Annotated in this window: 11 protein-coding genes; 7 read left to right on the top strand and 4 right to left on the bottom strand. The window is 71.3% G+C overall.

Annotation, left to right across the window (positions count from 1 at the left end):
* From ABD211_RS30915 to ABD211_RS30900, 4 genes are all read right to left on the bottom strand, one after another.
* Positions 1 to 841, bottom strand: an 841-nt coding sequence (locus ABD211_RS30915; RefSeq protein WP_344139489.1) for an AAA family ATPase, incomplete at its 3' end; no start/stop codon positions are given.
* Complete coding sequence (locus ABD211_RS30910; RefSeq protein ID WP_344139486.1) at positions 841 to 2007, bottom strand: exonuclease SbcCD subunit D; 1167 nt, start codon at positions 2005 to 2007, stop codon at positions 841 to 843. The genes ABD211_RS30915 and ABD211_RS30910, both read right to left, overlap by 1 nt.
* Positions 2008 to 2020: 13 nt before the next feature.
* Positions 2021 to 3823 carry an ATP-binding protein gene (locus tag ABD211_RS30905; protein ID WP_344139483.1) on the bottom strand — a complete coding sequence of 601 codons (1803 nt, stop codon included), beginning with the start codon at positions 3821 to 3823 and terminating at the stop codon, positions 2021 to 2023.
* 177 nt (positions 3824 to 4000) lie between these two features.
* The gene (locus ABD211_RS30900) at positions 4001 to 4732 is read right to left on the bottom strand and encodes a pyrimidine reductase family protein (RefSeq protein WP_344139480.1); all 732 of its coding nucleotides are present in this window, start codon (positions 4730 to 4732) and stop codon (positions 4001 to 4003) included.
* A 210-nt stretch (positions 4733 to 4942) separates the two neighbouring features.
* On the opposite strand from ABD211_RS30900, the gene ABD211_RS30895 reads away from it, so the two are divergent.
* The 7 genes from ABD211_RS30895 to cydD all read left to right on the top strand — a co-directional run bounded on the left by ABD211_RS30895 (position 4943) and on the right by cydD (position 13511).
* On the top strand, positions 4943 to 5482 hold the full coding sequence (locus ABD211_RS30895) for a plasmid pRiA4b ORF-3 family protein (RefSeq protein ID WP_344139477.1): 540 nt from the start codon (positions 4943 to 4945) through the stop codon (positions 5480 to 5482).
* Positions 5483 to 5950: 468 nt separating this feature from the next.
* A complete protein-coding gene (locus ABD211_RS30890) occupies positions 5951 to 7249 on the top strand; it encodes an ABC transporter substrate-binding protein (protein WP_344139474.1) in 1299 nt (432 codons plus the stop codon).
* A 116-nt stretch (positions 7250 to 7365) separates the two neighbouring features.
* Positions 7366 to 8331: a carbohydrate ABC transporter permease gene (locus ABD211_RS30885; protein ID WP_344139471.1), complete on the top strand. Its 966-nt coding sequence runs from the start codon at positions 7366 to 7368 to the stop codon at positions 8329 to 8331.
* 9 nt (positions 8332 to 8340) lie between these two features.
* A complete protein-coding gene (locus tag ABD211_RS30880) occupies positions 8341 to 9186 on the top strand; it encodes a carbohydrate ABC transporter permease (RefSeq protein WP_344139468.1) in 846 nt (281 codons plus the stop codon).
* A 41-nt stretch (positions 9187 to 9227) separates the two neighbouring features.
* A complete protein-coding gene (locus tag ABD211_RS30875; protein WP_344139495.1) occupies positions 9228 to 10676 on the top strand; it encodes a GH1 family beta-glucosidase in 1449 nt (482 codons plus the stop codon).
* Positions 10677 to 10734: 58 nt separating this feature from the next.
* Entirely contained in the window at positions 10735 to 11799 is a 1065-nt protein-coding gene (locus ABD211_RS30870; protein ID WP_344139466.1) for a LacI family DNA-binding transcriptional regulator, read from the top strand.
* A gap of 104 nt (positions 11800 to 11903) precedes the next feature.
* On the top strand, positions 11904 to 13511 hold the full coding sequence (gene cydD / locus ABD211_RS30865) for a thiol reductant ABC exporter subunit CydD (RefSeq protein ID WP_344139492.1): 1608 nt from the start codon (positions 11904 to 11906) through the stop codon (positions 13509 to 13511).
* Positions 13512 to 13812: the final 301 nt, after the last annotated feature.

The raw sequence follows: 13812 nt of genomic DNA, 5'->3' as shown, positions 1-13812 counted from the left end.
GGGCGCGCAGCGCCCGCAGCTCGGCGATCTGTTCGTCGAGCGCGGCCAGCGCCTTCGCGGCCGTGGTGACGGCGTCCAGCGCGCGGGTGAGTGCCGGCAGTTGCCCGTCCACGTCCGCGGCGAGGCGGTGCATGCCCGCCACCGCGCGCTCGGCGGTGGCGAGGGCCTCGTCGTCGGCGTCGCCGAGGTCGGCGAGCAGGCCGAGCGCGACGGCGGCGGCCGCCTCGGCCCGCTGCTGGTCGCGCTTGGCGAGCTCGCGCACGTGGTCGTAGACGTGCAGGCCGAGCAGGTTGATCAGGATCTCCTGCCGCTCGGCCCGCTTGGCGTGCAGGAACCGCGCGAACTGCCCCTGCGGCAGCACGACACAACTGGTGAACTGCTCGTACGGCAGGCCGACCGCGTCGAGGACGGCCTGCTCCATCTCGCTGGGCGTGCCCGCGAGCACGGTGCCCAGGTCGGTCTGCCGGTCGGCGGGGGCGGTGTCGAAGACCCGCGTGTCGAAGCCGGGCGGCAGCTGCTCGAGGCCGGCGTGGCTGGTGGAGACGTTGCCCTTGCCGTCGCGGCGGACGACCCGGGTGGCCACGAACCGGGCGCCGCCCGACTCGAAGACCAGGCGCACCCGGGCCTCGGCCGCCGACGGGGCCAGGGCGTTGTCGATGCGCCGCCGGTCGCCCCAGCGCGGCACCGTCCCGTAGAGGGCGAAGCAGATGGCGTCGAGCACCGTCGACTTGCCCGAGCCGGTCGGCCCGACCAGCGCGAAGTAGTCGGCGTCGGTCAGGTCGACCGTGGTGGGTTCCCGGAACACCGTGAACCCGTGCAGGTCCAGTCGCAGCGGCCGCACTAGTGGGCTCCTCCCGACGTGCTCACCTCGTCGTACAACCGGTTGAACAGGTCACCGACGGCCGGGTCGGCGATGCCCTTGGCCGTCAGGTAGTCCGCGAACAGGTCGCGCGGCGAGCGCCCGGCCCGCGTCTCGACCTTGTGCGACGGGTCCAGCTCGGGCAGGACCGTCGGGTCGATGCGCACCTCCAACGCTCGGGGGAGCAGTTGCTGGACGTCCTCGCGTAGGCCGGCGCGGGGCGCCTCGCGCACGTAGACGCGCAGCCACGCGTCCTCCGGCACGGTCATCGTCCGCAGTTCGTCGACCGTGCCGCGCACGGTGCGCAGCGGGATCGCCGCCGTGACCGGCACCGACCGGACCCGGGCCGCCTTGCGGGCGGTCACCTCGACGATGTTGACGCCGGGGAGGTTCTCCTCCTCGCCGAAGTCGACCGCGAGCGGGCTGCCGCAGTAGTGCACCGGGCAGGCGGCGAGGACCTGCTGGCGGCGGTGCAGGTGACCGAGCGCCACGTAGTGGGTCGCCGCCGGGAAGATCGTGGACGGCACGGCGTACGCCTCGATGGTGTGCGCGTCGCGCTCGCCGCCGCCGAGCTTGCCGCCGACCACCGTCAGGTGGCCGGCGACCAGGTTGACCGTGGCGGTGCCGTCGGCGAAGGACTCGGTGAGCGCCGCGATGAGGCGGGCCACGTGGTCGGCGTAGGTGGCCGACGCGTCGGCGGCGCTGAGCTCGAACATCTCCGAGGCGCGCACCGCGTACCGCTGGGAGACGAACGGCAGGGCGGCGAGCCGCCACGGTTCGCCGGCCCGGGTGGTGCCCGTGATGAGGTGGTCGGTGGCCGGTCCGATGGCGCCCCGCAGGGTGACGCCGGCGCCGTCCGCCCAGGGGCGTAGCGCGTCGATCTCGGCGGCGTGGTCGTGGTTGCCGGCGATCACCACCACGGCGTCGGCGTTGCGGCGCAGCGCCGACAGCGCCCGGACGACGAGCTTCTTCGCGTCGGCGCCGGGCGTGGCGGTGTCGAACAGGTCGCCCGCGACGATGACCAGGTCCGGCTGCTCGGCCTCGGCGATCTTCACGATCTCGAAGAGGACGGCGATCTGCTCCTCGGCGCGCGACTGTCCCTTGAGGACCTTGCCGACGTGCCAGTCGGAGGTGTGCAGGATCTTCACGGGCGCGGCCCTCTCAGAAGGGGATGTCGTCGTCGGGGAGGCTCCCGTTGCCGGGCGGCGCCGCCCGGCTGCCGGCGCCCACGACCGCGAACGGGTCGGCGGACTGGACCAGCGACCGCAGCGTCGCGCTCGGCGCCGCGCCCGCCTCGGCCGGGCGGGTGGCCCACGCCGGGAACGGGAACTCCACGACCAGCGGCACCGGCAGCTCGGGCTGGGCGACGAACATGGTGCCCGGCTTGGCGATGAGCGCCCGGGCCCGCTGTGCCGGGGGCAGGAAGCCGTACTCCGGACGGGAGGCCTCGGCCGGGTCGAGCCGGCCGACGACCCGGATGGCGGAGTTCGCCACGATGCGCCGCTCCACCTCGCTGGCCGTCTGCTGCGCGCCGATGAGCACCACGCCGAGCGAGCGGCCCCGCTCGGCGATGTCGAGCAGCACCTCCTTGATCGGCGAGGTGCCCTCCCGCGGGGCGTACTTGTTGAGCTCGTCGAGCACCACGAACAGCAGGGGTCGGGCCGTGCCGGCCTTCTCCTTGCGCTCGAACTCCGAGCGCAGCGTCACGCCGACGACGAAGCGCTGCGCCCGGTCGGGCAGGTTATGCAGGTCCACGACGGTGATCTGGGCGCTCTCCGCCGTGTTGATCTCGTGTGGCGCGGTGCCCCGCAGGTCACCCCGGACGAGCCGGGACAGGTCCTTCACGCTGGCCACGAGCCGGCGCAGGAACGCGTTGACCGTGCCCAGCCCCACCGCCGTGCCCGCCCAGTCGCCGCGCGTCTCGTCGTCGGCCAGGCGCTCGGAGATGAGGTCGACCAGGTCGCCGTACGAGTTGACGCGCCTGCCGTCGAGCACCACGCCGCCGTCGGCGGGCTGCGCGTTGCGCTGCAGGTACGCCGTGACGGAGTGCACCACCATCGTGTACTGCTGGCGGTCGTCGTCCGCGTCGGCGAACACGTACGGCAGGAGCCGGTCGGCGCAGAACTCCGCCACGGTCCAGTAGAAGGAGTCGACCCCGGTGAGCCGGCTGGCCACGTCGGGCGAGCCGGTCAGGTCGCCGGCCCGCGGCGGGGCGAACACCCGCACGTCCGGGAACGGCCCCGCGTCCAGGCCGAGCTTCGCGTACGCCCGCTCGGTGTTCGAGTCCAGCCGGGTGTTGGGGTGGTCGAGGAACAGCAGGTCCTCACCCTTGACGTTGAAGATCAGCGCCCGGGTGTTGGCCGTCTCGCCGGCCCCGCCGAGCACGCCCGAGCGGAACACCGAGTAGAGCAGCCAGGTGGCGAAGCTGGTCTTGGTGGCGACGCCGGAGATGCCGGAGATGGACACGTGCGCGCCCCGGGTGCCGTCGAGGAAGTCGGCGTTGAGGAACACCGGGGCACCGTCGCGGCCGAGCCCGATCGGGACGGTGCGCTCCATCCGGTCGAAGTACAGCGCCGCGGCGCGGGTGGCGCCCTCGGCGCGGCGGACCACGGCGCCCGGCTGGGGCGGCACGTAGACCTCGGGGTCGACCCGCGTGGTGGTGATCTCGGCGGCCTCCTGCACCTGCGCGGGCAGCGTGCCGTCGGCGATGGCGAAGACGTCGGAGTCGAACATGGCGCCCTCGTGGCGGGCGCGGACCTGGGTGACGACGCCGGCGATCACCACGGGGGCGGGCTGCTCGCCGCCGTTGGGGGGCAGCTCGCGGGTGGTCACCACGACGTCGTCGAGCTGCAGGTAGGCGCCGGGGGCGACGGCCACCCAGAACTGCAGCGGGGTCGCGTCGGCCGTGCCCAGCACCCGGCCCACCACCGGGCCCTGTGCCTCGGCCGGTGCCAACTCGCCCATGTCACTCCTCTCCGCGCCGCGACCTGCCGTCCCCGGCGGCCATGGTCACCTACCGGTATGACATTCGCCGCGGGCGCGACGATACCGAACATGCGTCCCATTGGCCCGTCGGCGCGCCCGGTTATCCACAGGGTGTGCCGCGCGTCCCGGGTAACGATGTGGATAAGAAGCCGCCGGTCAGTCGGCGCGCACGTACCGCGTGATCAGGCTGTCGTCGGCCAGCAGGACGTGGGCGGGGCGCATCCCCACGGGCGCCGGCGCGAGCGGCCCGGCGGTGATCCGCCCCGCGCCGGCCCCGGCGAGCTGCGGCGAGACCGTGAGGCAGAGCTCGTCGACGAGGCCGGCCGCGGTGAGCGCGCCGAACAGGTGCGGGCCGCCCTCAGATAGGACATGGGCCAGACCGCGCGTCCGCAGCTCGGCCAGGCCGACGCCGAGATCGATCGCGGCGTTACCGCAGGACACCACGTCGGCCACGGCCGTCAGCGCCGCGCGTCGGTCGGCGGGCGCCGCGTCGTGGGTGAGGATGACCGGCCGCACGGGGGCGGCGGCCAGGGCGTGGATCCCCGGGTCCAGGTCCAGCGAGCCCGACACGATGACCAGCACCGGGTACGTCGGGAGACCCTGTGCCGCACGCCACTGGCGGCGGGCCGCGTCCAGCCTCACCGCGTGGTAACCCTCGTTCCGCACGGTCCCGGCCCCGACGAGAAGCGCGTCACAGTGTTGGCGCAGGACCCGGAACACCCGCTTGTCGGCTTCACCGGACAGCGGCGCCGAGAATCCGTTGATCTCCACGGCGCCGTCGAGACTGGTCACGAAGTTGATCCGCACGTCCGGCCGGGACCGGTCGGGGGCGTAGAGCGCCACGAGCGCGTCGTCGTCGAGGTCATCGCCGGGGCTGGGGAAGATCATGCGCACGGCTCATTGTCCCCTGCCGCGATGGCGGCGAAACGGGCCTACTCTCCCGGGCGGCCGGTCGCCGGCGGGGACGGCTGCGGGGCACGGTGCTGGCAGTCGCACCACGTCCCGCCGCGACAGCGGTCGTGGTGCTGCGCCCGACACGCGGCACAGATCATGTGTCCAGCGTGCGAGCCCCCCGCCCGTCAGTCAAGAATGGCTCCCGTGGTGCGGAAGATCTATCAGCTGCGGGTCGCGCTGGACGGCGTGACGCCGCCGGTGTGGCGGCGGGTCCAGGTGCCGGGCGCCTTCACCCTCGACCGGATCCACCGGGTGATCCAGTACGCCATGGGCTGGCGGGACTACCACCTGCACTCCTTCGACATCGGGGGCGCCCAGTACGGCGAGCCCGACCCGGACGGTGACCTGGATCTCGTCGACGAGCTGGAGGTCCGCCTCGACGCGGTCGCGACCGAGGGCACCCGCCTGCGCTACACCTACGACTACGGCGACTGGTGGGAGCACACCGTCGACGTGGAGGAGGTGCTCGCGGCGGATCCGGACGAGCGCTACCCGCTGTGCCTCGAGGGTGCGGGGATCTGCCCGCCGGAGGACGTGGGCGGGGCGTTCGGTTACGCCGAGGCGGTCGCGGTGCTCCACGACCCGGCCCATCCCGAGTACGCCGCTGTGCGCGAGCGGTTCGGCGGGGTGCCTGAGAGTTTCGATCCACGGCTGGCGACCACGCTCCTGCGTCGCCTCGCGTGAGCAGCGGGCGGACGCCCGTACCCACGGATCCGCGGTCTCGGTGACCGCGGACCGCGACAAAAACCGGGGCCCGGCAGTACGATTCGGCAACCCGTTTGGGCGGGCTCCGCAAGGCAATCCGTTTTGTCGTTTTTTACACGCCAAAATAGTTTGGTTTTTCCCTTTGTGGGAGCGTTCCCAGACCCGAACAGACACCCGAGCTAAGCTCGTGACCAGCGGCTTTGCCTCCAGCCGACATCATGGTCGGTAACAACTTGGGAACGCTCCCATGAAGCAGTTGACATCCCCGTCACGGGCCGGCAACCTCATGGGAGCGCTCCCGTCAAGATGTGGCTTCCGCCACAGTCACGACAAACAAATGGTGTGGTGTCACAACCTCCCGGCAGCCCAGGGCCCCCCTGGGTGACCCGGGTGGGCGTGGGCGCCACCATCCCCCACCACAACATCACGACCTGAGAGGGGTTCGGGATGAGCGTCACCCAGCGCCGCATGCGTAAGGCAGCCGCGGTCGCTCTGGTTGCGGCGGTCGCTCTTGGCGCCGCAGCCTGCAGCAAGAAGGAAGAGCCGTCTGGCGGCGACAACGGCGGCAAGATCAAGCTCATCGTCGACTCGTTCGGCGAGTTCGGTTACGACGAGCTGATCAAGCAGTACATGGCGTCGCACCCGAACATCGAGATCGAGCAGCGCAAGACCGCCAAGCTCGACGACTACAAGCCGCAGCTGGTGAAGTACCTGGCGGCGGGCACCGGTGCCGGCGACGTTGTTGGCCTCGAAGAGGGCATCATCAACGAGTTCAAGGCCCAGCCCGACAACTGGATCGACCTGAAGCAGTACACGGGCGACCTCAGCGGCGACTTCCTCTCCTGGAAGTACGACGCGGGCAAGACCGCCGACGGCAGCAAGCTGCTGGGCCTCCCGACCGACGTCGGCGGCCTCGCGATGTGCTACCGCACGGACCTGTTCAAGAAGGCCGGCCTGCCGGTCGAGCGGGACGCCGTCAGCAAGCTGTGGCCGACCTGGGATGACTTCATCAAGGTGGGCACGGACTACAAGGCGAAGACCGGCAAGGCCCTGATCGACTCGGTCACCACCGAGTTCTCCGCGATCATGACCCAGCTGGGCGAGCCGCTGTTCTACGACCGTCAGAACAACGTCGTGGCCGGCACCAGCCAGTCCGTCAAGGGCGCCTGGGACAAGGCCGTTCAGATGATCAACGCGGGCATCTCCTCGAAGACCGCGACCTGGTCCGAGGACTGGTCGGCCGGCTTCAAGAAGGACACCTTCGCGGTTGTCGCCTGCCCGTCCTGGATGCTCGGCATCATCGAGGGCAACTCCGGCCCCGAGAACAAGGGCAAGTGGGACGTCGCCGCGGTTCCGGGCGGCGGCGGTAACTGGGGCGGCTCGTGGCTCTCGGTTCCGAAGCAGAGCGCGCACCCGAAGGAGGCCGCTGAGCTGGCCAAGTTCCTGACCAGCGCGGACAGCCAGGTTGCCGCCTTCAAGGCCAAGGGCCCGCTGCCCTCGAACCTGAAGGCTCTGGACAACCCTGACTTCCAGGCCTACAAGAACCCGTACTTCAGCGACGCTCCGGTCGGTGCCATCTTCGGCGCTGGCGCGAAGACGCTGCAGCCGGTGTACCTCGGCCCGAAGCACGCCGCCATCAAGGAGCGCGCGTTCGAGCCGGCCCTCCAGAGCATCGAGCAGGGCAAGGTCGCGGCCGACAAGGCGTGGACCAACGCTCTGGCCGAGGCGGAGAAGCAGGCCAAGTAGTTAAGGCACACGGTGCCCCAATGGCGCCCGGGCACACCCCGCCCGGGCGCCATTGGGCCCGGTCAAACCCCGCCTCACCCCGGATCTGGCCGGGTTAGGGAAGGACCACCACTCCAATGAGCCTCTCGACGAGTACGGCGCCCCAACACGCCGTGCCCCCGCACCGGCCGCGTGCGCGACAGCCCCGCCGCAGCTCCGGTGGACTAGTACGTTTTGACCAAAAGTTTTCGCCTTACATCTACATCGCGCCGTTCTTCGTGCTTTTCGGGTTCTTCGGGCTCTACCCGCTGGTCTACACAGCGTGGGTTTCGCTGCACAACTGGAACATCATGGGGACCCACGAATGGGTGGGTTTCGAAAACTACGTGGACCTGTTCAAGGACGCGCAGTTCTGGCAGACGCTGAAGAACACGCTGGGCATCTTCGTGCTGTCCACGATCCCGCAGCTGCTGCTCGCGCTGGTTCTGGCCACGCTGCTCAACCGCAACCTGCGCGCCCGCACGGCGCTGCGGATGGCGATCGTCATCCCCAACGTGACGTCCGTCGCCGCCGTCGCCATCGTGTTCGGCCTGCTGTTCAGCCGCGACTTCGGTGTCATCAACTGGGTGCTCGGGTTGCTCGGTGTGGACAACATCGACTGGAAGGCCGACGAGTGGTCGTCCTGGACCGCCATCTCCGTCATGGTCGACTGGCGCTGGACGGGCTACAACGCACTGATCTTCCTCGCCGCCATGCAGGCGATCCCGCGTGACCTCTACGAGTCCGCCGCGATCGACGGCGCGAGCCAGTGGCGGCAGTTCTGGCAGATCACGCTGCCGATGCTGCGCCCGACGTTCCTGTTCACGGTGATCGTCTCGACCATCGGTGGTCTGCAGCTGTTCACCGAGCCGCTGCTGTTCGCCAACGGCAAGACCGCCGGCGGCACGACGCACCAGTTCCAGACGATGACCATGTACATGTTCTCCGAGGCGTTCGAGAACTTCCGCTTCGGGTACGGGTCGGCGATCGCCTGGTCGATCTTCCTTCTGATCGTGCTCGTGTCGGTCGTCAACTTCCTGTTCGTCCGCAAGTCGGTCAAGTGAGGGTGCACGATGAGAACCGCTAACCGCCGTGCCTGGCAGGCGAGTCCGCTCACGTACATCGCGCTGATCATCGCGGGCGTCCTCTCGGTGTTCCCGCTGTACTTCATGTTCATCATCGCGACCAAGCGGAACGACAACATCCACGACACGCCGCCGCCGGTCCTGCCGGGTGGCAACTTCAGCGACAACTTCGGCCGGGTGCTGGACAACGACCACGCCAACTTCATCTACGGCCTGATGAACTCGGTGTTCGTCTCGACCTGCGTGACGCTCGGCGTCGTGCTGTTCGGGTCGCTCGCCGGCTTCGCGTTCGCCAAGCTGAAGTTCCGTGGCCGCAACGCGCTGCTGCTGGTCATCATCGGCACGATGATGGTCCCCACCCAGCTGGGCGTCATTCCGCTGTACATCATGATGGCCAAGTGGCTGGACTGGGACGGCACGCTGCAGGCCGTCATCGTTCCGTTCCTGGTCACCGGGTTCGGCGTGTTCATGATGCGGCAGTACGCCAGCCAGTCGGTCTCCGACGAGCTGATCGAGGCTGCCCGGGTCGACGGTTGCTCGACGTTCCGCATCTTCTGGAGCATCGTGCTGCCGATCCTGCGGCCCGCCGCGGCCGTGCTGGGCCTGCTGACCTTCATGCAGACCTGGAACGACTTCGTGTGGCCGTTCATCATCCTGGACAACAAGACCCCCACCGTCCAGGTGTCGCTCAACCTGCTCGCCGAGGCGTACTACACCGACTACGCCCAGGTGTTCGCCGCGACCGCGGTCGCCACGGTGCCGCTGGTCATCGTGTTCATCGTGTTCGGCAAGCAGATCATCGGCGGCATCATGGAAGGCGCGGTCAAGGCGTGACTACCTCGCAGCCCATCGACGTTCAGCCGGAGACCGCCGCGCTGCTCGCCGCCGGAGCGCCCAGCCCCACCGGGCTGCGGGTGTTTCCGGAAGGGTTCCTCTTCGGCGCCGCGACGGCCGCCTACCAGATCGAAGGGGCGGTGGCCGAAGGCGGCCGCACGCCCTCCATCTGGGACACGTTCAGCATCACCCCCGGTCGGGTGGTCGGCGGCCACAGCGGCGCCGTGGCGACCGACCACTACCACCGTTACCGCGACGACGTCGCGACGATGGCGCGGCTGGGGCTGAACTCGTACCGGTTCTCGATCTCGTGGTCGCGCGTGCAGCCCGACGGTGCCGGCCCCGCCAACCCGGCGGGTCTGGACTTCTACCGTCGGCTTGTCGATGAGCTGCTGGAAAACGGCATCCTGCCGTGGGTCACGCTGTACCACTGGGACCTTCCCCAGCCCTTGGAGGACGCGGGCGGTTGGCCCGCCCGCGACACCGCAGCCCGGTTCGCCGAGTACGCCGCCCTTGTGCACCGCGTACTCGGCGACCGGGTCCGCAACTGGACGACCCTGAACGAGCCCTGGTGCTCGTCGCTGCTCGGGTACGCCAACGGCCACCACGCGCCGGGCCGCACCGAGCCGGACGCCGCCGTCGCGGCCGTCCACCACCTGCTGCTGGGCCACGGCCTGGCCACCCAGGCGATCCGCGCCCAGGAGCCCGGCGCCGAGGTCGGCTGCACGGTCAACCTGTACGCCGTGTCGCCCGCCTCCGACTCGCCGGCCGACGCCGAGGCGGCCCGTCGCATCGACGGCCTCTCGAACCGCCTCTTCCTGGACCCGCTGCTGCTCGGCCGGTACCCGGACGACGTGGTGGCGGACCTCGCGACGGTGTCGGACTTCAGTCACGTGCGCGACGGCGACCTGGAGACCATCTCCACGCCGCTGTCGATGCTGGGCATCAACTACTACAGCCGCCATGTCGTGGCGGCGCCCGAGCCGGTCGACGGCGTCGTGGACTGGCGCGGTGGCGGCGCGGTCGAGCCGTGGCCAGGCAGCGAGGGCGTGCGGTTCGTCAAGCGTGACGGCGTCCCGGTCACCGCCATGGACTGGGAGATCGACGCGCCGGGTCTCACCGAGACCCTGGTGCGTGTCAACCGTGAATACCCGGAACTTCCGCTCTACATCACGGAAAATGGCGCCGCTTTCGACGACCAGATCGACGGCGACGGGGCGGTCAACGACCAGCCGCGGGTGGCCTATTTCGACGGGCATCTGCGCGCCTGCCTCGACGCGATCGATGAGGGCGTGCCGCTGCGCGGCTATTTCGCCTGGTCGTTGCTGGACAACTACGAATGGGCGTGGGGCTACACGCGCCGTTTCGGCATCGTGCACGTCGACTACGAGACCCAGGTACGCACGCCGAAGGCAAGCGCGCTGTGGTACTCCGACGTCATCGCCCGCCACGCCGTCGCCGACCCGCAGGGTGCCGAACCGGCCCGATAACCGGGCACAATAGTTTCGACGGCACAAGGTCGACGGCCAGGACACCGGAGGACACACCGTGAGCCAGCAGCGCACCAGGTCGGCGGGGCGACCGACGCTGGACCAGGTCGCCGCGCGGGCCGGGGTCGGCCGCGGCACCGTGTCCCGCGTCGTGAACGGCTCGCCCCAGGTGTCGGCCTCGGCCCGCGCCGCGGTGGAACAGGCCATCGACGAGCTCGGCTACGTGCCCAACCGGGCGGCCCGGGCCCTGGTCACGCAACGCACGGACTCCGTCGCCCTGGTCGTGTCGGAGTCGGAGGAGCGGGTCTTCGGGGAGCCGTTCTTCGCGGGCATCATCCGGGGCATCAGCTCGGTGCTGTTCGAGACGCCGCTGCAGCTGTGGCTCGCCATGGCCCAGTCCCCGGCCGAGCAGGACCGCGTCGAGCACCACCTGACCCCCCAGCACGTCGACGGCGTGCTGCTGCTGTCGCTGCACGGCGACGACCCGCTGCCGGCGCTGCTGGCGCGGCGCGGGCTGCCGGTCGTGCTCGGCGGTCAGCCCAGCGGGCTGGCCGCGCTCGCCGGCGAGGCCGAGCTGAGCGACACGCACCTGAGCTGCGTCGACGCCGACAACGAGGGCGGCGCGCAGTTGGCCGTCGAGCACCTGCTGTCGCGGGGGCGGCGCCGGATCGCGGCGATCGCCGGCCCGCAGGACATGGGCGTGGGTGTCGCCCGCCTCGCGGGCTACCGGCGCGGCCTGCGCATGGCGGGCCTGCCGGTCGAGGAGTCGATGGTCGGCTACGGCGACTTCTCCGAGGCCAGCGGCGCGGCCGCGATGCGCGCGCTGTTCGCCCGCCACCCCGACATCGACGCCGTGTACGCCGCGTCCGACCTCATGGCCGTCGGCGCCATGCGGGTGATCAAGGAGCGCGGCCTGCGCATCCCGCACGACGTCGCGGTGGTCGGCTTCGAGGACTCGATGGTCGCCCGCCAGACCGAGCCCGCCCTGTCGACCGTGCACCAGCCGGTCGAGGCGATGGGCCGGGAGATGGCGCGCCTGCTCGTCTCGCACATCCGCGGCGACGTGGTGCCGAGCCCGCTCGTGGTGCTCGACACGCACCTGGTGGTCCGCGAATCGTCCTGAGCCGGGCACATGTAGCCTAACAACATGTTCGGCGAGCGCCCGTGACTGCGCCCGGCGAGGTCCGCCGGGGCCCGGTCGACCCACGCCTGCTGCGCCTGCCCGGCATGCGCCCCTACCTCGCCGCCGTCCTCGGCTACGGCGTCGCGACCGCCGTCGTCGTGGTCGGCTTCGCCGACAGCCTGTCCCGCGTGCTCGCCGGCGTCGCCGTCGGCCGCCTCGACACGGGCGCCCTGGTCGCCGTCCTGGTCTTCGCCGCGGTCCGCGGGCTGCTCGCCGCGACGCGCGGCGCGACCGCCACCGCCGCCGCCGCGACGCTCAAGGCCCGGCTGCGCGCCGACCTGCTGGGACGGGCGCTCGGCCGGGGCCCGGTGTGGCTGCGCGGCCAGCGCGCGGGGGAGCTGGCGACGCTGGCCGGACCCGGCGTCAACGCGCTCGACGCGTACCTCATCGGTTATCTTCCGTTGCTGGTCACGGCTGTGACGGTGCCGGTGGCCGTGCTCGGGCGGCTGGCCCTGGCCGACCGGACGGCGGCGCTCACGGTCGCCCTGACCCTGCCGCTCGTGCCCATCTTCGCGGCGCTCGTCGGCTGGCACACCGCGAGCGCGACCCAGCGCCAGTGGCGGCTGCTGCACCGCCTGGGCGGGCACTTCCTCGACATGCTGACCGGCGTGACGACGCTGCGGGCGTTCGGCCGGGCGCGCGCACAGATCGAGGTCGTCCGGGCGATGGCCGACAAGCACCGCGAGGCCACCATGCGCACGCTGCGCCTGGCATTCCTGTCCGCGCTCGTCCTCGAGTTGCTGGCGACCCTCGCGGTCGCCCTCGTCGCCGTCCCGGTGGGGATCGCCCTGGTCGACGGTGACCTGACCCTGCCGGTCGCGCTGCTGGTCCTGCTGCTCACGCCCGAGGCGTTCACCCCGCTGCGGGCGGCCGGCGCGCAGTTCCACGCCAGCCAGGAGGGCCTCGCGGCGCTGCGCGACGTCTTCGCCGTCCGGTCGCCGACCGACGCGGCGCCGACGCGGTCCGGTGGGGCGTCGGCCACACCGCGCGGCGCGCGCCTCGTCTTCGACAACACCACCTTCGAGTACGCCGGAACGGCGGTGCTCCGCGACGTCACCTTCGCCGTCGCGCCCGGGGAGCGGATCGCGCTCATCGGCCCGAGCGGCGGGGGCAAGAGCACCCTGCTGCACGCGCTGCTCGGCTTCGTCACCCCGACCTCGGGTCGGGTGTTGGTCGGAAACGTCGACCTGGCGGAGGTGGACCCGGACGCATGGCGGTCACGGATCGCCTGGGTCCCGCAGCGGCCGTACCTGTTCGCGGCGAGCGTGGCCGACAACGTCCGGCTCGGTCTGCCCGACGCGTCGCCGGACGCGGTCCGCGCCGCCGCGTGCGCCGCGGCGGCGGACAGCTTCGTGGCGACCCTGCCCGACGGTTACGACACGGTGCTGGGCGAACGCGGGTTCGGCCTGTCCAGCGGGCAGCGCCAGCGCCTGGGTGTGGCCCGGGCCTTCCTGCGCGACGCCGACCTGCTGCTGCTCGACGAGCCGACCGCCCGCCTCGACGGCGGCAGCGAGGCCGCCGTGATCGAGGCGACGCCGCGCCTGCTCGCCGGCCGGACCGCCGTCTTCGTCGCGCACCGGCCAGCGATGCTGCCGCTGGCCGACCGGGTCCTGCTGGTCCGCGACGGCACGGTCCGCGAGGTGACCCCGTGACGGATCGGGTGTCGCTCGTTCTCGTGCAGTCGAACCTGTGTGGAACGGCTGCTGAACCGCTGTCGCACTCCCGCTGCAACACAGCAAACGGGCGCATGACGAGGGCGGCGCTCCGCGGGGGCGCGGCGGAGGGGACGCCGTCACGGGTGCGGGCGCGCTGGGGTGCGGTGGAGGCGACGCTGTCACCGGCGGGGGCGCGCTGGGGTGCGGTGGAGGCGAGGCTGTGACGGGCGCGGGCGCGCTGGTGCGCGAGGTGCGCCGGCTCGGCGGCGGACGGCGCCTCGCGCGCCTGGCCGTGGCG

Source organism: Luedemannella flava, assembly GCF_039528515.1.
GTDB classification, from domain to species: domain Bacteria; phylum Actinomycetota; class Actinomycetes; order Mycobacteriales; family Micromonosporaceae; genus Luedemannella; species Luedemannella flava.
Note: the sequence above shows the minus strand (reverse complement) of the source record. Positions and strands in the feature narration are given on the sequence as shown.

What these genes read in the sequence shown, in the direction of transcription:
- ABD211_RS30905 (WP_344139483.1), bottom strand. Translation starts at nt 3,823, where the DNA reads ATGGGCGAGTTGGCACCGGCCGAGGCACAGGGCCCGGTGGTGGGCCGG.
- ABD211_RS30900 (WP_344139480.1), bottom strand. Translation starts at nt 4,732, where the DNA reads ATGATCTTCCCCAGCCCCGGCGATGACCTCGACGACGACGCGCTCGTG.
- ABD211_RS30890 (WP_344139474.1), top strand. Translation starts at nt 5,951, where the DNA reads ATGAGCGTCACCCAGCGCCGCATGCGTAAGGCAGCCGCGGTCGCTCTG.
- ABD211_RS30885 (WP_344139471.1), top strand. Translation starts at nt 7,366, where the DNA reads ATGAGCCTCTCGACGAGTACGGCGCCCCAACACGCCGTGCCCCCGCAC.
- ABD211_RS30880 (WP_344139468.1), top strand. Translation starts at nt 8,341, where the DNA reads ATGAGAACCGCTAACCGCCGTGCCTGGCAGGCGAGTCCGCTCACGTAC.
- cydD (WP_344139492.1), top strand. Translation starts at nt 11,904, where the DNA reads ATGCGCCCCTACCTCGCCGCCGTCCTCGGCTACGGCGTCGCGACCGCC.